The sequence below is a fragment of the Acidobacteriota bacterium genome, from assembly GCA_009861545.1.
In the GTDB taxonomy this organism is placed as follows: Bacteria; Acidobacteriota; Vicinamibacteria; order Vicinamibacterales; family UBA8438; genus WTFV01.
Map to the genome: position 1 here is coordinate 1 of VXME01000102.1, position 17668 is coordinate 17668.

The window sequence follows — 17668 nt, forward strand, 5'->3', positions numbered from 1 at the left end:
CGTGGACTGGCGACCCGTTTCGTGCCGCAAACGTCCTGCGGCGCAGACTCCTAGGTGACCACGGAAGCAGCGGCGGCGGCCGGCGTCGAGTCGTCCAGTGCTATCGACCCGTCCCTGATCTGAATCACCCGGTGGGCGTGCCGAGCCACTTCCGGCTCGTGGGTGATGAGCACGATCGTGTTGCCCCCGCGGTGCAGCCCTTCGAGCACCGCCATGATCTCGATGCCGGTCTTGGAGTCGAGGTTGCCCGTGGGCTCGTCGGCCAGCACGAGGGAAGGGTTGTTCACCAGCGCGCGGGCTATCGCCACCCGCTGGCGCTGCCCCCCGGAGAGCTCGTTCGGCCGGTGGCTCATCCGATCGTCGAGCTCGACCAGGCTGAGCGCGGCGGTAGCCCGCTCGTGCCGGGCCGCCGCCGGCACACCGGCATAGATCAGGGGCAGCTCGACGTTGTGCAGCGCGGAGGCCCGCGGCAACAGGTTGAACGTCTGGAAGACGAACCCGATCTCCTGATTCCGGATGCGCGCGAGGTCGTCGTCGTTCATCCGGCTGACGTCCTTGCCGTTCAGCAGGTACTCGCCCCGCGTCGGCGTATCGAGACAGCCGATGAGGTTCATCAGCGTCGACTTGCCCGACCCCGAGGGTCCCATGATGGCGACGAACTCGCCGCGCTCGATGTCGACCGACACGCCGCGCAGCGCATGGACCTCCTCCGTCCCCATCCGGTAGGTCTTCCAGAGATCGCGGGTGTAGATCAGCGGCATAGGCTCGAATGTAAGGTGTGCGGCTCCCCCGTGTCTCGTGCCAGTGGAGGCACTAGCACCACAGACGCAGTGCGGGGCCCTCAGGTTCCCGGAAGCCCGCCCGGGGACATCCGGTCCGGCGCCCGGAACGGGCCGGCGTCAGATGGGCGGCGGCGGGGGCGGCACGATGTCCGTGCCTCCATGCGCCGCCGGCGGGGCCGCCCGCCGGAAAAGGAAGGCGCCCAGCAGACCGCCGAGCGTCGAGAAGATCGCGCTGACGATCAGCATGATGACGAACCCGAGGAGGACTCTCAGCGCCACGCTGGCCGACAACGCCTCGATGAGCTCGCGCACCTCCGGCGGCACATCGAGAGCGCCGACGTCGAGCATGCCCAGCGATCCCAGCACCATCTGGACCGGCACCGAAACGACCGCAAAGATGACCGCCCCGGCCACCCCCGCCAGCAGCCCCGCGAGCGCCCCTTCGCCCGGATCGAGAGGCTCGGCCCGTTCGCGCTGCAGCAGCCACGCGGTGATCGCTCCCCCGCCGGTCACCCACAGACAGCAGCAATTGCCCAGCTCGATGAGGGGCAGGGCCGACAGCACGCCGTTGAACGCACCGCCGATCAGGATCGCCTGCATGCGGGTCAATCGTAGTACTCCAGGCCGAGGTGGGTGATCAGCTCCTCGCCCCGCAGGTGCCGGAGCGTGTTCTTGAGCTTCATCAACTGGATGAACAGGTCGTGCTCCGGATAGAGGTCGCGGCGGTGGATGGGGCTCTTGAAATAGAACGACAGCCATTCCTGGATGCCGCTCATGCCGGCCCGTGTCGCGAGATCGAGGAACAGCGCGACGTCCAGCACGATGGGGGCGGCAAGAATGCTGTCCCGGCAGAGAAAGTTGATCTTGAGCTGCATCGGGTAGTCGAGCCACCCGACCAGATCGATGTTGTCCCAGCCCTCCTTGTTGTCGCCGCGCGGCGGGTAGTAGTTGATGCGGACCACGTGGTGCAGGTCGTCGTAGAGCGTCGGGTAGAGCTCCGGCTGCAGGATGTGGTCGAGCACCGACTTCTTGCTCTCCTCCTTCGTCTTGAACGACTCCGGATCGTCGAGCACCTCGCCGTCGCGGTTCCCCAGGATGTTGGTGGAGTACCAGCCGGACACGCCCAGCAGGCGCGCCTTCAGTCCGGGGGCGACCATCGTCTTCATCAACGTCTGGCCCGTCTTCAGGTCCTTCCCCGCGAGCGGCGACCCGGTCTGCAGGGCCAGCTCCTCGAGCGCCGGTACGTCGGCGCTCAGATTGGGGGCCGCGTTGGCGTAGGGAATCCCCTCCTTGAGGGCGGCGTAGGCATAGATCATGCTCGACGGGATGGCGAGATCCGACGCCTCGAGACCGCGCTCGAACGCTTCGAGCGACTGGTGGACGGGCGCCTCCTCCAGGTAGACCTCGGTGCTGCCGCACCAGACCAGGACGAGCCGCTCGACCCCCTGCTGCTCCCGAAACCGGCGGATGTCGGCACGGAGCTGCTCCGCGAGATCGCGCTTGCTGGCGCCCGACTTCACGTTCGGGCCGTCGAGCTTCTTCACATACGATTGATCGAAGACCGCCGGCCAGGGCTGCACCGCCTCGAGCTCCGGGCGGACCTGATCGAGCAGGTCGCGCCGCAGCACCTCGGCGTTGCACGCGGCCTGGTAGCAGTTGTCCTCGAAGATGTCCCAACCGCCGAAGACGAGATCGTCGAGGGCGGCGAGCGGAATGAAGTCCTTGATCAGGGGCGAGCGCCCGTCGGTCCGCTTGCCGAGTCGGATCGTGCCCATCTGCGTGAGCGACCCGGTCGGCGCGGCGAGTCCCTTGCGGATGGCGTGGACACCGGCGATGAGGGTCGTGCTGACGGCGCCGAGACCGGCGAGCAGAATCCCGAGGCGCCCCGTGGCCGGAGCGATCTGGCGGGAGCCTTGCACAGGCGGAGACTATATCATGGTGTTTTGGGCCTTGGCTTCCCCGCCGGCCGCTGCCGCCGGGCCGGGAAGCCGACTCGAGGAAGCCCGGCGCGGGCGCCGGACACGGATGGGGCGACGCCAGTGTTCAAGCTGAGAAAGAGCGGAGGTCCACGCGACCTGGAAGTGTCGATGGTCGGTCTCAAGCTCGGCGCGTCGGTGCTGCAGCTCGGCGGCCGGGATGCGGTGCTGATTGCCGAGCTCGCCAAGGCGGTGGGCATAAGCGGCGAAGCCGGCGTCGTGGCCGAGACGGACGCCGAGTGCGACGGCGTGCGGCGCGCGGCGAAACGCGCCGGCGTGCTGGTGGAGGCCAGAACGGGCCGGCTCGGAGCGCTGCCCTGCGACCCCGAGTCGTTCGACGTGGTCGTGGCGCCCGACCTGCTCGGGAGCCTGCGCATGAACGAGCGTGTCCTGTGCCTCCAGCAGGCGCTCAAGGTGCTGCGGCCGAACGGCCGGTGCGTCGTGATCGAGGCGGCCCCGCGCGGCGGCATCGGCGGCTTCTTCTCCCAACGGGAGCTCGATCGGACCTACCTGCTGAACGGCGGGGCCGCCGGCGCGCTCGAGGCGGAGGGATTCCGGGCCGTACGCCTGCTTGCCGAACGCGAGGGCAAGAGCTTCTTCGAGGGGACGAAATAGGGTGAGCGGAAATGTCCGTGCACCATCCGGCCCAGACCGCCCGCTCGGCGCCCTGCGCGCCTGAGGTCTACTCGGCCGACGAGATCGCGCAGGCGGCCGGCGTCGACCGAAGCGTGATCCGCCGCCTGATCGCCGCCGGCGAGGTGGCGACCGTGGATGGCGTGTTCGTGGCCGAACGGGAGGCGGCGCGGGCTTCACGCCGGCTGCGGCGCGAGCCGATTTCCACGATTCGTCCCGTCTTCGGCGGCGCCCTCCTCGACCGGGAACTCGGGGACTCTCCTTCCGGCGCCGTCTCGGCCGCCATGTCGACGCTGGCCCACGGCGCCCTCATACCCCTGCTGGTCATGTTGACCGCGGTGCAGATGACGACGGCGGCCGATCGCGCGTCCGATACCGACGGCCCCGCTCTGTCGCGCCTGGTGTTCGTGGCCGAGCCCGGGCCGGGCGGCGGCGGTGGCGGAGGCGGGTTGCGGCAGCCGCTGCCGCCGCCGCGGGCGGAGCGCCGCGGCGACAGCCGCACCAGCAGTCCCGTGCCGCCGCGCGAGGAGCCCGTCGCCGTGGAGGCGATCGAGGAACCGCGTCCCCCCGAGCCTCTGGAGCGCGAGGCGCTGCCCCGCATCGTGGCGCCGCTGATGGCGATGCGCGCGGACGGCCGGGATCTGCGCGGCCTGCTCGATCCTCCGCGGGCAACGACCCGGACGGTGTCGAGCGGCCCCGGCCGGGACGGCGGCGTCGGGGCGGGAGCCGGGCGCGGCGTCGGACCCGGTTCGGGGGCCGGTGTCGGCCCCGGCAGCGGCGGCGGGGCGGGCGGAGGACCTTACCGCATGGGGAGCGGCATCTCGCCGCCCGCGATCCGGCACGAGGTCAAGCCGGTCTACACCGCGGACGCGCTGCGGCGTGAGATCGAGGGCGACGTCGTCCTGGAGGTCGTGGTTCTTGCGAACGGGGAGGTAGGCGACATACAGGTCGTCCGCAGCCTCGGTTACGGCCTCGACGAGACGGCCGTGAACGCGATGCGCCAGTGGCGCTTCCATCCCGCCCGGAGACAGGGCGTCACGGTCGACGTCGTCGTCGAAGTGGCGATGGAGTTCCGGCTGCGCTGAGGGAACGATGGTCGAGATGACGCTGATCGCCGTGACGCTGCTGTCGCTGTTCCTGGCCATTGCGATGGGCGTGGTGACGTGGCGGCTGGTACAGGAGGAGCGGCAACGGTCGGCCGCACGGCTGGCGGCGCTCGCGGCCGAGCTCGGCGGCGAGGGATGGTCCGCGAGCGACGATCCCGATCCACTCGCGCCGCGGTCCGCGAACGAACTGCCGGATCGGTCCGCGGGGGACGGTGGCGCCGCGCGCGAATCGGAGGCCGGCATCGGCGGGCTGTTCTCTTCGCCCGTGCCGCCGACGCCGGCGGGCTGGGGGCGCCTCGCCGCCCTCGCGGGAGCGGCGGGCCTCGTACTGGCAGTCGTGGCAACCGTGTTCCTGTCCGGATCCGGTGCCGGTGACGCGGCGGAGTCGCTCGACGACGCCCGTCCGCCGCTCGATCTGATCGCGCTGCGGCACGCGGCCGAGGGACCGTTTCTCGACATCAGCGGGTCGGTGCGCAACCCGCCGGCGGCGGCCGGCGCCGCGCGGCTGTCGGTCGTCGCGATGGCGTTCGACGAAGCCGGAACGCTGGTCGCCACGCGCCGGACACCCGTGGAGACTCCCTCGCTCCCGCCCGGCGCCGACTCCCCGTTCACCATTCGTCTGCTGGCCGCCGGCATCAGCCGGTACCGGATCAGCTTTCTGCTGGACGAAACGACGATTCCGCATATCGATCGCCGCTCGGGCGTGCAACCTCCGGTCCCCGTGGGAGATGCGTCATGAGACACGCGTGCGCCGCCACAAGGTCGATTCCAGCCCTCCTCTCCGCCGTTCTGGTGACCGGTCTCGCGGCCACGGCGCCCGTGGCGGCCGCCGCCCAGGACGCGGATCGGCCCGCCTTCCGGTTCCGCACCGGCGTCGACCTGATCAACGTGAGCGCCACGGTGACCGACCGCCGCGGGCGCTTCGTGTCCGGCCTGGACAAGGACGACTTCCTCGTTTACGAGGACGGCGTGCCGCAGACCCTCACCCACTTCAGCCGCGAACGGGTACCCGTGAGCCTGGGCATCGTGCTCGACACCAGCGGCAGCATGGAGGGCGAGCGGATGGCGGCCGCGCGGAGCGCCCTCGACCGCTTCCTCTTCGACCTGCTCGGCCCGGACGACGAGTTCTTCCTGTATCGGTTCAACTACCAGCCGCGGCTCGTGCACGACTGGACCAACGACCCCGAACGGGTGAGCCGCGCGCTCGGCGGCATTCGCCCCCGCGGGGGCACCGCACTCTACGATGCGGTGGCCGACGCGGTGATGCTGGCCGAGCAGGGGCGGCACCGCAAGAAGGCGGTGGTCGTCATCTCGGACGGCAACGACACGAACAGCGAGATCCGCGTCCGCGACCTGCAAAGGTTGATTCGCGAGACCGAGGTGATGGTCTACGCCGTCGGCATCGACAGCCCGGGGCCGTCCCGGTCCCGCGGCGGCCGGCCGCCGGCCCCGCGCACGCGCCCGCCCGTGCGGGTCCCCTTCCCGATTCCCGGCGGCGGCGGGAGGGGACGCCTGCCGATCCCGCCGACGACCCGCGCGCCCGGCGGCGGCGTGGTGTTCGGCGCCATTGACCGCGTCAACGCGTCCGCGCTGCGGGACCTGACCGACGACAGCGGCGGCCGGACGGAGGTCATCCGCGGCGCCGGCGACCTCGCTGCCGCCACCGCGGGCATCGCCGACGAGCTGAGCCGCCAGTACTTCCTCGCCTATCCGGCGCCGGGCCACGCCGACGGACGCTGGCACGAGATCGAGGTCGAGATCCGGGACTCGCGGTATCGCGTCCGGGCGCGCCGGGGCTACATCGCGACGCCGTAGGGATACACTCCTACCCGCGCGATGGACGCCACCGACACCGTCTTCCTCATCGACGGCAGCTCCCAGATGTATCGCGCGTATCACGCGATACGCGGACTGAGCGCACCGGACGGGCGGCCGACGAACGCGGTCTATGGCTTCGTCACGATGCTCCGAAAGCTGATCGCGGACCAGCGGCCGGCGCTCGTCGCCGCCGCCTTCGACGTCCGGGGACCGACCTTCCGGAACGAGCTCGCCGCCGACTACAAGGCGAATCGCGCGCCCATGCCGCCCGACCTGCGCGAGCAGGTGCCGCACGTGCACGAGGCTTGCGCGGCGCTGGGCGTGCCGGTGCTCACGTACGAGACGTTCGAGGCCGACGACGTCATCGGGACACTGGCCGTGCAGGCCCGCGCCGCCGGTTTTCGGGTGGCCATCGTCACCGGCGACAAGGACTTCTTCCAGCTCGTGGGCGACGGCGTATCCGTCTTCAATCCGCGCGACCCCGGCACCTGGTACGACACCGACGGCGTGCAGGCGAAGTTCGGCGTCCGTCCCGGGCAGGTGATCGACGTCCTCGCCCTGATGGGCGACTCGGTCGACAACGTGAAGGGCGTTCCCGGCATCGGCGAGAAGGGCGCCCGCGAGCTGATCGCGGCGCACGGCTCTCTCGACGCGCTGCTGGCGCACACGGCCGACGTCAAGAAGAAGCGGCAACGAACGGCGCTCGAGCAGCACGCGGACGACGCGCGCAGGAGCCGCGAGCTGGTCACCATCCGCACCGATGTCCCGGTCCCGTTCGAGCCGGACACGCTGCGCTACCGCGGCCCGTCGCCGGATCTCTGCTTCACGCTCTTCAGCTCGCTGGGCTTCCGGACGCTCGTCGCCGAGTACGCGCCGACCGCGACGACGATCGAGAAGGACTACGGCGTGGTGCGGTCGGAGGCGGAGCTTTCCGAATTGCTCGACGCCGTCGGGCGCGCCGGGCGGGTCGGCCTCGGGGTGGTGGCCGGCGAGCCGGACGCGATGCGCGCCGACCTGGTCGGCATCGCGCTCTCGGCCGGGCCCGGTCACGCCCGCTACGTGCCGCTCGGGCACCGGACGCTGGAAGCGGACACCGGCATGGGACGCGAGGCGTTGCTCGGCGCGCTGGCGAAGCCGCTTGCCGACGCCGGCGTGGCGAAGGCGGGCCACGACCTGAAGCGGGCCGCTCTCGTCCTCGGCCGCCATGGCGTCCGGCTGGCGGGACTCGATGTCGACACGCTGCTCGCCAGCTATCTTCTCGACGCCACCCGGCCGGACCACGACCTCGGCGACCTCGCCCTGGAGAAGATCGGCTACAAGGCAATCGCGTCGGAGGACGTCTTCGGCAAGGGAGCCAAGGCGCAGAGTCCCGCCGACCTGCCCGTGGAGGCGGTGGTCGACTACGCCGGCGAGCGCAGCGACCTGGCGCTGCAGGTCGCGGACCATCTCCGCGCACAGCTCGAACGCGACGGGCTCGAGCCCCTCTACCGGGACCTCGAGTTGCCGCTCGTGCCGGTGCTCGCCGACCTGGAGCGCGCCGGCGTCCGACTCGACACCGACGCGCTGGCCGCACAATCGGTCGCGATGGACGCGCAACTTTCGGCGTTGCAGGACGAAATCCACGAGTTGGCCGGGGAGCCGTTCAACGTCAACTCGCCGCGCCAGCTCTCGACCATCCTGTTCGAGAAGCTGCAGCTACCGTCCCGCAAGCGCACCGGGAAGACGAAGGTCGCCTCCACGTCGGTGGACGTGCTCGAAGAGCTCGCCCTCGTCCACGATCTCCCGCGCAAGGTGCTGGAGTGGCGCAGCCTCGCGAAGCTCAAGGGGACCTACATCGACGCGCTGCCGCAACTCGTCAATCCCGAGACCGGGCGGCTGCATACGTCGTTCGCCCAGGCCGTGGCGGCGACCGGACGGCTCAGCAGCCACGACCCGAACCTGCAGAACATCCCGATCCGCACCGCCGTCGGGCGCGAGATCCGCGGCGCCTTCACCGCACCGCCCGGATCCGCCCTGATCTCCGCCGACTATTCGCAGATCGAGCTGCGGGTGCTGGCGCACCTTTCCGGCGACCCGAACCTGAGCGGCGCCTTCGAGCGGGGCGAGGACATCCACGACCGTACCGCGTTCAAGGTCTTCGGGGCCGACAGCGGACTCGACCCGCACGAGCTGCGGCGGCGGGCCAAGATCATCAACTACGCCCTGCTCTACGGCAAGACCGCCTTCACCCTATCGAAGGACATCGGGGTCGCTCCCAAGGCCGCGCAGACGTTCATCGACGCCTACTTCGAGGGCTTTCCCGCCGTGCGCGCCTACCTGGAGCGCACGCTCGAGACCGCGCGTGAGACCGGTGTCGTGACCACGATGCTCGACCGGCGGCGGCGCGTGCCCGACATCGCGAGCCGCAACGGCCAGCTCCGGAGCGCCGCCGAGCGGGTCGCCGTGAACATGCCCATCCAGGGCAGCGCGGCCGACATCCTGAAGCGCGCGATGATCAACGTGCACGCGGCGCTGCCGCCGGACGCCCGGATGATCCTGACCGTCCACGACGAGTTGCTGTTCGAGGCCCCCGAGTCGGATGCCCGGGAGATCGCCGACCTGGTCCGGATGAAGATGGAGTCCGCCGTCGAGCTGTCTGTGCCGCTGACCGTCGACGTAGGAATCGGACGGAACTGGAAGGAAGCGAAGGGCTGAGCGGGGCGCGTCGAGAGCCGACGCGCCCCGTGCGTACTACTCCTCCTTGTGCAAGTCCATATCTCCCTCGTCGTCGGAGACGCAGTCGTCGGTGTGCCAGTCGCCCTCCAGTTCGTCCTCCGTGAACTCGACGTGGGCGTGGACCACGCAGTCGTGGCCAAGGACGTCGTGGAACGCCTCTGCGAACCCGAACTCGAGATCGGCGTGCGCTTCTCCTTCTTCCACCATGCCCATCACGGGACCCCCGAGCTCCTCATCGGTCGACATGCCTGCCGCCATGAGCAGCGCGGCGATCGCCTCGGGCATCTCCTCCATGTGCCAGTCGCCGGTCACGTCCATGCCGGTCTGCATCAGGTGCACATGCGCGTCGCCGTCGATCAGCATGCCATGGACGTGTCCGTGCCACTCGCCGGTAATCATCACCGGCTCGGGTTCGGGCTCGGGCGCCGGCGGCGGTGTCGGCGTCGGCGCCGTCGGGGCGGGGTCATCGCCACAGGCGGCGCCCATCAGCGCAAAGCAGAGAACGACAGCCCAGCGGGCACGGTTGCTCTTGAACATGAAACGATCCTTTGCCTTTCTGCAAGCGCCCCGCCCTCCCTCGGGGCCTTGCCGGGGGTAGCGCCGCTCAGAGGCTGAGCGGCGCCGTGTTGAGTAATCCCGTGCTGTCGCCGAGCTTCTCGGCCGGCACGCCGGCCTTGTCGAGCACCGTCAAAAGCAGGTTCGTATAGGGCGTGTCCGCCGCGTAGGCACGGTGCCGTCCGCCGTGCAGCCGCCCGCCGCCGCCGCCCGCCACGAGGCACGGCAGATTCGTGTGCTCGTGGAGGTTTCCGTTCCCGATACCGCCGCCGTAGACGATCATCGAGTGATCCAGCAGGTTGCCGTCGCCGTCCGGCGTCTCCCGCAGCTTGCCGAGCAGGTACGAGAGCACCTGGACGTGATACGTGTCGATCTTCGCCTTCTTGGCGATGTACTCCGGGTCGTTGCGATGATGCGAGACGGTGTGGTGCTGGTCCGGCACCCCGATCTGCGGGTAGGGCCGCGGACTCGCCTCGCGCGCCATCATCAGCGTGAAGACCCGCGTGACGTCGGCCTGGAACGCCAGCGCCTGCAGATCGAACATCAGCTTGGCGTGATCCTCGAAGGTCTCGGGGATGTCGACCGGCCGCTCCGGCAACTCGACGAAAGACTCGTCGCCGCGCGACTCGGATCGCTGTACCCGCTGCTCGACATCGCGCACCGCGTCGAGGTACTCGTCCAGCTTGTTGCGGTCGTTCGGGCCGAGCGTCCCGCCGAGCCGCGCGACCTCGGCGGTCACCGAGTCGAGGATGCTCCCGGTCTGCCGGACCACCGCCAGGCGGTCGGCGGCGCTGCCGCCCTCGCCGAACAGCCGCTCGAAGACGACGCGCGGGTGCGCCTCCATGTCCAGCGGCGTGGTCTCGTTGCGCCAGGAAATCGTGTTCGAGTAGAAACAGTCGCCGGTGTCGCAGGCGATGGCGGTCGGCTGCTCCAGGGCCAGCTCCAGCGACGGCAGCGGCGTCTCCTTGCCGAACTCGCGCGCCGCGATCTGGTCCGCCGTGATGCCGAGCTTGATCTCGGTCGGCCCCTGGCGCCCGCGGCGCTCCCAGGCATGGACGCCGCTCAGCCAGGCGGCGGTGGCCCGCGGATGGTCGCCGTTGCCGTCGCCGAACGAATCGGCCTGCCGGTGCGCCAGCCCGCTCAGGACCAGCACCTGATCGCGGAACGGCTCGAGCGGACTCAGGATCCGCGAGAATTCGAACCCGCGGCCGGTCTGGGCGGGCACCCACTGCTCCTGGATGACGCCGTTCGGGATGTAGATGAACCCGAGCCGCCGGGCCGGCGCGGCCGCGGCGCGCGCCGCCGAGGACGCGGCCGGCACCATGGCGTCGAGGAACGGGAGGGCCAGCGTGGCGCCCACGCCGCGCAGGAACGTCCGCCGGGGCAGGGCTTTCTGCGTGATGATCATGATTGCGACATCCTCATCTGAAACGGCGTGCTCCGAACGATGCCCAGGACGATGGACGAGAAACGATAGTCGTTCTCCGCCGCCTCGCGCACGATGGCGCGGACGGCGGGCATGTCGTACGACTCGACGTTGCGGCCGAGCGCGTAGGTCAACAGCTTCTCGGTGACGGTGGCGACGAACCGCTCCGGCTCGCGCAGCAGCGCCCCCCGCATCCCGCCCGGGCCTTCGAACGAGGTGCCGTCCGGCAACACGCCCGAGGCGTCGATGGCGTCGTTCGACTCGCTGCGCACGCGCCAGCGGCCCACCGCGTCGAAGTTCTCCAGGGCGAAGCCGAGCGGGTCCATCTGGGCGTGGCAACTCGCGCAGGCCGGGTTGGCGCGATGCCGCTCCATCGCGGCCCGCATCGAGAGCGCCGCGCCGTCGTCGGTCCTCTCCGCCAGGGCCGGAATGTCGGGCGGCGGGGGCGGCGGCGGCGACGCCAGCAGGTTCTCCAGGATCCACTTGCCGCGCAGCACGGGCGAGGTGCGCGTGGCGTAGGAGGTCAGAGTCAGGATGCCGCCCTGCCCCAGCAATCCGCGCCGCGCCGTGCCGTCCAGCGATACGCGCCGGAAGTGGCTGCCGTAGACGTGCGGGATCCCGTAGTGCTTCGCGAGCCGCTCGTTGAGGAAGGTGTAGTCGGCGGTCAGCAACTCGCTGACGCCGCGGTCCTCGCGCAGCACGCTGTCCATGAACAGCGCGGTCTCTCGCTGGAACGCCTGGCGCAGGTTCTCGTCGAACCCGGGGAAAAAGCCGGGGTCCGGCTCCTTGGCCGCGACGTCCCGCAGGTAGAGCCACTGCTCGGCGAAGTTGTCGATCAACGCGCGGGAGCGGCGGTCGCCGAGCATCCGCTGCACCTGCGCCTCGAGCACCGCGGGGTCGCTCAGGGTGCCGTCGATGGCGTGCGCGAGGAGCTCGTCGTCGGGAATGCTGCTCCAGAGGAAGAACGACAGGCGCGAAGCGAGCTCGAGGTCGCTGACGCGGTACGGCGCGCCGGGGGCGACATCCCCGGGGTCGCGCTCGACGCGGAAGAGGAACTCGGGGCTGACGAGCATCCGTTCCAGAGCCCGCTGGACGCCGCGGTCGAACCCACCCTCCGCGCCGCCCTCCTCGTAGAAAGGCAGCAGCAGGTCGAGGTCGGCCTCCGTCACCGGGCGGCGGTAGGCGCGGCGCGCCAGGGCGGAGAGAATCTCGCGCGCGCACGGCTCGGCCGCCGTGACGCCGCCGTCCGGGCGGCAGGTGAAGATGCGCTCGCGGCTCGGCGTGTCGCCGGCCCCGTCGACCCCGTAGGGTCCGCTGAGCGTCACCGTCGAGATGGCCGGCTCGCGACGTTGCCCGCGACGCGACGCGCGTACCAGGCCCTCGTGCCGGGCCCCGGTCTTCTGCAGGAAGGCCACGGCGATCTCGCGCGGCCCCGCCCCGAGCGGCACCCGCACGTCGACCGGCGGCTCGGCCTCGAACGCGAACACGCCGCTCGCCCCCCGCACCAGCGGCCGGCCGCCGATGCTGAACAGGCTGACGCGCTCGCCGTCGACGCTCACCTCCACCGCATGTTCCTCGCGGGCGGCCTGGGCGAACTCGACCGTCAGCACGTACTCGCCGTCCGCCGGCAGGTGGCTGCGGATAACCGTCCCGCCCCGGGTGCCGAGGGGCAGGCCGTCGAGGTGGCTGTCCTGGATCAGGTCGCGGTCGAGCTGGTAGCGGTCGACGATCGGCGGCATGCTCGTGTCGCCGACGGCCAGGCGGCTGATCCTGCGCGCGGCGGCCAGGTAGCGCTCGAGGGTCGACGGAGAAACGAACAACAGCTCGGCGAGGTTGTCGAAGCCGCTGGTGACGTTGTCGGCCGGCAGCAGGGTCGAGACGTCGAACTCCTTCGGTAGATCATCGAGGGCCAACAGGTCGCGCACGGCATTCTGGTACTCGGTGCGGCTGAGGCGGTGCAGCGCGGGGCGCCGCCCCGGATTGGGGGCGGCGGCGGCGGCCCGGTCGAGCTCTTCCTCCAGCCAGCCGACGACCTCGCCGTACGTGGCCTCATCCGGCCGGGGACGGCCGACCGGCGGCATCGTCCGCGCCTCGAGCTTGCGGATGACGCGCTCCCACGCGTCGGAGTCCTCCCCTACGTGACTCGCATCGAGCGCATCGAGCGCGAGGCCGGCGGTGCGCAACTGCGAGACCAGCATCGACGGCGCCGTACCGCGGCCGTTGACGATGCGCTCGTTGTGACAGGTCACGCAGTAGCGATTGAGTGTCGCCTCCACGGACGCGGCGTTCACCCCACCCTCCGCGGCGGCCGGCGCCGACATGGCCGGCGACGCTGATGCGAGCAGGCAGCCCGAAGCCACCGCCGCCACCGCGCTCCGAACCCGGCGCAAGGCCCGCTCGTCTCGCCGCGTCGTCATCACACCACCCCTCGGCACTGGCTACGGGAGGACCGATCCTCGGAAGACGCTCGTTGAATCCCGACGGCTCGCGGCTCTCGGCGGACCGGCCCGAGCGCACGCGTCCGCAGAAATTCGCCCAGCTTCGATTTCGTTACCTGCCCTTTGTACGCTTCTCGCCGGGTGTTGTCAACGCAGACGCGAAGCGATAGCGCCGCCAAAAGGGGTCGCAGGATTCCGCGTGCGGCCCCAGCCCACGCCCCAGGACCCGGCGCCTCGGACCGCACCGCGTTGCGTTCTACGGCGCAATCTCCTAGCATCCGCAATTGTCTATAAACGCGAGGCGCGATGCATCGCCGGTCGGATGCCGCGGGCGCTGGCCACGGGCCGCCGGAACCTGGGAGGGATGTCTCATGCGCGAAGAACGGGGCCGCCAGCCGTCCATGCTCGTCGCGGCTGCACTCGTCGCCGGTACGATGGTCCTGCCCTGGACCGCCGCGGCCGCCGATGCGCCGCTAATCGAGGCCGCCCGCGCGGGCGATGCCGCTCGGGTAGCGGCCCTGCTCGCGGCGGGAGCCGACGCGGCGTCCGCAACCGCGGACGGCACCTCGGCGCTGCACTGGGCGGCTCGCGCCGCGTCGGCGGAAGCCGTCGGGCGCCTGCTCACGGCCGGCGCCGACGCGAAGAGAGCGAACCGCTACGGCGTCACCCCGCTCGCACTCGCGGCGGAGAGCGGCGAGCCGGCAGTCGTCGGCGCACTGCTGGCAGCCGGGGCCGACCCGAATACCGCTACCCAGGCGGGTGAGACCGTCCTGATGGTAGCTGCGCGGACCGGGCGCGTTCCGGTGCTCGATCAGCTCCTCGCAGCCGGCGCCGCGGTCGACGCCACCGAGAGCTGGCGCGGCCAGACCGCCTTGATGTGGGCCGCCGCCGAGAACAACGCGGACGCGGTCGCGCGGCTGCTCGCGGGCGGCGCCGACGTCGAGGCGCGCTCGAGCACCGGACTGACGCCGCTGCTGTTCGCGGTCCGCGAGGGGCAGATCGACGCCGCCCGGACGCTGCTGGCCGCCGGCGCCGACGTCAACGCCGGGGTGAACAACACGACGGCGAGCACCGGCTCCTACTCGCCGGCCGCCACCGGCCACACGTCGCCGCTGGCGCTCGCCATCATCAACGCGCACTACGAGCTGGCCGCGTCGCTGCTCGATGCAGGGGCGGACCCGAACGCCTACGATGCGCGCGGCTCGCTGCTCCATGCCCTGGCCTGGATCCGCCGCCCCGGCTCGGGCCGGCCGCCGGCCCCGACGGGGAATCTCGCCAGCCTCGACCTGGCCCGGCGCCTGCTCGCGGAGGGCGCCAATCCGAACGTGCGCATCGCGTGGCGGGAGATCCCGTTCGAGGTCGACCTGGGCATCGTCAAGCCGCCGCCCAACATCTCGGTCGGCCGCAACTTCATCAGCTTCGTCGGCGCGACGCCGTTCTACCTGGCCGCCAAGCACGCGGACCTGGACCTGATGAAGCTGCTGGTCGACTACGGCGCCGACCCGCTGGCCGCGACCGGCCAGGGCGTGACCCCGCTGATGGCGGCGTCCGGCCTCGGGTTCTGGGACGGCGAGAGCCCCGGTCCGCTCAACGGCACCCCCGAGCGGGTGCGGCTCGAGGCGGTGAGGATGACCCTCGCCCTCGGCAACGACCTGCACGCGGTGACCGACTTCGGCGACACGAAGCTGGAGGGCGACGGGGTGGACCTGCTGCTGCGCCACCCGCTGAACCTGCTGCAGATGGACGCGCAGCGCGACCGCGGGGACATGCGCTGGGGCGGCTGCACGGCGCTGCACGGCGCGGCGATGATGGGCTCGAACCTGATCGTGCAGTACCTGATCGACCAGGGGGCGGACATCAACGCGCGCAACGCGATCGGCTGGACGCCCCGGATGGTGGCCGAGGGCGTCTTCGTGGCGAATACGGAGAAGGCGTGGCCGGAGACGGTGGCGCTGCTCAGTGAACTCGGCGGAGAAACGGTGGAACGACGATGACCATGACAAGACTGGGAAGCCTGACGGCCGCGCTGGCGTGCGCGGCGCTCGTCGCCGCCGCGGCGCCGGGAACGATCGCGGTGGAAGCGGCGGACAACGACGGCGTCATTCGCGGCACCGTCACCAGCGCCAACGGCCCCGAGGCGGGCGTCTGGGTGATCGCCGAAACGGACGAGCTCGAGACGGTGTTCCGCAAGATCGTCGTCACCGGCGACGACGGGCAGTACGTGCTGCCGGAGCTGCCGGACGCGACCTTCGACGTCTGGGTCCGCGGCTACGGGCTGGTCGACTCCGAGCCGGTCGCCGGGCGGCCGGACCAGGAGCTCGACCTCACCGCGGTGGTGGCCGCGACCCCCCAGGAAGCGGCGCAGGTCTACCCCTCCACCTACTGGCTGTCGCTCATCAACCTGCCCGCCGCGCACGAGTTCCCGGGCACCGGTCCCGAGGGCAACGGCATCAACCCGCAGATGGGCAGCCAGGCCGAGTGGATCAACAACCTGAAGGGCTGCCAGCGCTGCCACCAGGTGGGCAACAAGCGCACGCGCGAGATCCCGGACCTCGACGACTTCGATTCCGCCCGCTCCGCCTGGGCGGACCGGGTACAGCGCGGGCAGCGGGGCTCGCTGATGAACAGCTTCGTCACCCGCTTCGGCCCCGACGCCGGCCTCGACATGCTGGTCGACTGGACGGATCGCATCGCCGCCGGCGAGGCGCCCCCGCCCCCGCCCCGGCCGCAGGGCATCGAGCGCAACGTCGTGCTCACGATGTGGAACTGGGGCGACAACGTCGCCTTCGTCCACGACGAGATCGCGACCGATAAGCGCAACCCGCGCGTCAACGCGAACGGGCCGCTTTACGGCGTGGACATCGGCAACGACTTCCTGCTGGTGACCGACACGCTCGAGCACAGCTCGAAGATGATCAAGATCCCGCTGCGCGAGAACGACCCGCCGGTCCCGTCGATGTTCCAGACCGAGGGCTTCAGGCCATGGCGCGACTTCGGGGCCGAGGCGGTCTGGAACGATCCCGCCAACCCCCACAACCCGATGATCGACGCCACGGGGCGCGTCTGGCTGACCACGCGGGTCCGCCACCCGAACAACCCCGACTGGTGCCGCGAAGGGTCGGACAACGCCTACGCGCAGTACTTCCCCGTCGACCGGGCCGGCCGCCACACCGGCTACTACGATCCGGAGACCGAGGAATTCGTGCTCATCGGCACCTGCTACGGCACGCACCACCTGCAGTTCGCCGAGGACGCCAACGACACGCTGTACTTCAGCGGCGGCGGCGCCGTCATCGGCTGGCTCGACACGAAGGTCTACGACGAGACCGGCGACGAGCAGCTCGCCCAGGGCTGGTGCCCGACCGTCATCGACACCAACGGCGACGGCGTCATCACGAAGCCGTGGAACGAGCCGGCCCCGCGCGGCAGCCGCGAGGAGCCGCCGTTCGACCCGGCCCTCGACACGCGCGTGCGGGTCGGCGCCTACGGCATCATCGCCAACCCGCTCGACGACGCGGTCTGGATCGTCTCGGACGACTTCCCCGGCCGGATGCTGCGCCTCGAGCGCGGCGACAACCCGCCGGAGACCTGCATCAGCGAGCTCTACACGGTGCCGGTGGAGAAGGGCTACCGCACCCGCGGCCTCGACGTCGACCGTAACGGCGTGCTGTGGACCGCACTGGCCGGCAGCAGCCACTTCGCCTCGTTCGACCGCAGCGCGTGCACCGTCTTCGGCGGCCCCGAGGCACGCGACGGGCGGCAGTGCGACGCCGGCTGGTCCTTCTACAAGGCGCCGGGCCCGAACTTCCGCGACACCGACATCGGAACCGACTTCCACTATTACAACTGGGTCGACCAGTTCAACACGCTCGGCCTCGGCGAGAACATCCCGATCGCCAACGGATCGAGCTCGGACTCGCTGCTGGCCCTCGATCCGGAGACCGGCGAGTGGACCATCCTGCGCGTCCCGTATCCGCAGGGCTTCCACAGCCGCGGGCTCGACGGTCGCATCGACGATCCCGACGCCGGCTGGAAGGGCCGCGGCGTCTACGCCACCTACGGGGCGGACGCGGCGTGGCACGTGGAAGGCGGCCCGGTGGAGCCGGGGAACCTGGTGAAGTTCCAGATCCGGCCGGACCCGCTGGCGCACTGAGGTCGGCTACTGCGGTTCGTGTCGTTTCCCACAGCCCGACCGTCCGGACCTCCGGGGCGGTCGGGC

Annotated in this window: 13 protein-coding genes; 7 read left to right on the forward strand and 6 right to left on the reverse strand. The window is 70.9% G+C overall.

What is annotated here, in order from left to right; genetic code table 11:
* Positions 1 to 50: 50 nt before the first annotated feature.
* From F4X11_16595 to F4X11_16605, 3 genes are all read right to left on the reverse strand, one after another.
* The gene (locus F4X11_16595; protein ID MYN66623.1) at positions 51 to 755 is read right to left on the reverse strand and encodes an ABC transporter ATP-binding protein; all 705 of its coding nucleotides are present in this window, start codon (positions 753 to 755) and stop codon (positions 51 to 53) included.
* A gap of 144 nt (positions 756 to 899) precedes the next feature.
* Positions 900 to 1382, reverse strand: a complete 483-nt coding sequence (locus F4X11_16600; GenBank protein MYN66624.1) for a hypothetical protein — start codon at positions 1380 to 1382, stop codon at positions 900 to 902.
* 5 nt (positions 1383 to 1387) lie between these two features.
* Positions 1388 to 2653, reverse strand: coding sequence for an inositol-3-phosphate synthase (locus tag F4X11_16605; protein ID MYN66625.1), 1266 nt, complete (start codon positions 2651 to 2653; stop codon positions 1388 to 1390).
* A 168-nt stretch (positions 2654 to 2821) separates the two neighbouring features.
* Here F4X11_16605 and F4X11_16610 point away from each other — a divergent pair, with 168 nt between their 5' ends.
* The 5 genes from F4X11_16610 to polA are packed head-to-tail and all read left to right on the forward strand — an operon-like array spanning position 2822 to position 9009.
* Positions 2822 to 3373: a methyltransferase domain-containing protein gene (locus F4X11_16610; protein MYN66626.1), complete on the forward strand. Its 552-nt coding sequence runs from the start codon at positions 2822 to 2824 to the stop codon at positions 3371 to 3373.
* 17 nt (positions 3374 to 3390) lie between these two features.
* Entirely contained in the window at positions 3391 to 4476 is a 1086-nt protein-coding gene (locus tag F4X11_16615) for an energy transducer TonB (protein ID MYN66627.1), read from the forward strand.
* 16 nt (positions 4477 to 4492) lie between these two features.
* The gene (locus F4X11_16620; protein ID MYN66628.1) at positions 4493 to 5236 is read left to right on the forward strand and encodes a hypothetical protein; all 744 of its coding nucleotides are present in this window, start codon (positions 4493 to 4495) and stop codon (positions 5234 to 5236) included.
* Positions 5233 to 6312 carry a VWA domain-containing protein gene (locus F4X11_16625; protein MYN66629.1) on the forward strand — a complete coding sequence of 360 codons (1080 nt, stop codon included), beginning with the start codon at positions 5233 to 5235 and terminating at the stop codon, positions 6310 to 6312. Before F4X11_16620 ends, F4X11_16625 begins: the two co-directional genes overlap by 4 nt.
* 21 nt (positions 6313 to 6333) lie before the next feature.
* Positions 6334 to 9009 (forward strand): DNA polymerase I, encoded by a 2676-nt coding sequence (gene polA, locus F4X11_16630; protein ID MYN66630.1) that lies wholly within the window; start codon positions 6334 to 6336, stop codon positions 9007 to 9009.
* A gap of 36 nt (positions 9010 to 9045) precedes the next feature.
* Here the strand turns inward: polA and F4X11_16635 are convergent, their stop codons facing one another.
* The 3 genes from F4X11_16635 to F4X11_16645 all read right to left on the reverse strand — a co-directional run bounded on the left by F4X11_16635 (position 9046) and on the right by F4X11_16645 (position 13428).
* Positions 9046 to 9567, reverse strand: a complete 522-nt coding sequence (locus F4X11_16635; protein ID MYN66631.1) for a hypothetical protein — start codon at positions 9565 to 9567, stop codon at positions 9046 to 9048.
* A gap of 67 nt (positions 9568 to 9634) precedes the next feature.
* The gene (locus F4X11_16640) at positions 9635 to 10993 is read right to left on the reverse strand and encodes a DUF1552 domain-containing protein (protein ID MYN66632.1); all 1359 of its coding nucleotides are present in this window, start codon (positions 10991 to 10993) and stop codon (positions 9635 to 9637) included.
* Positions 10990 to 13428: a DUF1592 domain-containing protein gene (locus tag F4X11_16645; protein MYN66633.1), complete on the reverse strand. Its 2439-nt coding sequence runs from the start codon at positions 13426 to 13428 to the stop codon at positions 10990 to 10992. The genes F4X11_16640 and F4X11_16645 overlap by 4 nt, the downstream gene beginning before the upstream one ends.
* Positions 13429 to 13820: 392 nt before the next feature.
* Here F4X11_16645 and F4X11_16650 point away from each other — a divergent pair, with 392 nt between their 5' ends.
* Together F4X11_16650 and F4X11_16655 are read left to right on the forward strand one after the other, a co-directional pair.
* Positions 13821 to 15443, forward strand: coding sequence for a hypothetical protein (locus F4X11_16650; GenBank protein ID MYN66634.1), 1623 nt, complete (start codon positions 13821 to 13823; stop codon positions 15441 to 15443).
* Positions 15440 to 17602: a carboxypeptidase regulatory-like domain-containing protein gene (locus F4X11_16655; GenBank protein MYN66635.1), complete on the forward strand. Its 2163-nt coding sequence runs from the start codon at positions 15440 to 15442 to the stop codon at positions 17600 to 17602. Before F4X11_16650 ends, F4X11_16655 begins: the two co-directional genes overlap by 4 nt.
* Positions 17603 to 17668 lie beyond the last annotated feature (66 nt).

Excerpts from the sequence above, each read along its gene's own strand:
- F4X11_16650 (MYN66634.1), top strand. The coding sequence starts at position 13,821 with ATGCGCGAAGAACGGGGCCGCCAGCCGTCCATGCTCGTCGCGGCTGCA.
- F4X11_16640 (MYN66632.1), bottom strand. The coding sequence starts at position 10,993 with ATGATCATCACGCAGAAAGCCCTGCCCCGGCGGACGTTCCTGCGCGGC.
- F4X11_16620 (MYN66628.1), top strand. The coding sequence starts at position 4,493 with ATGACGCTGATCGCCGTGACGCTGCTGTCGCTGTTCCTGGCCATTGCG.
- F4X11_16635 (MYN66631.1), bottom strand. The coding sequence starts at position 9,567 with ATGTTCAAGAGCAACCGTGCCCGCTGGGCTGTCGTTCTCTGCTTTGCG.
- polA (MYN66630.1), top strand. The coding sequence starts at position 6,334 with ATGGACGCCACCGACACCGTCTTCCTCATCGACGGCAGCTCCCAGATG.
- F4X11_16600 (MYN66624.1), bottom strand. The coding sequence starts at position 1,382 with ATGCAGGCGATCCTGATCGGCGGTGCGTTCAACGGCGTGCTGTCGGCC.
- F4X11_16655 (MYN66635.1), top strand. The coding sequence starts at position 15,440 with ATGACCATGACAAGACTGGGAAGCCTGACGGCCGCGCTGGCGTGCGCG.
- F4X11_16645 (MYN66633.1), bottom strand. The coding sequence starts at position 13,428 with ATGACGACGCGGCGAGACGAGCGGGCCTTGCGCCGGGTTCGGAGCGCG.
- F4X11_16625 (MYN66629.1), top strand. The coding sequence starts at position 5,233 with ATGAGACACGCGTGCGCCGCCACAAGGTCGATTCCAGCCCTCCTCTCC.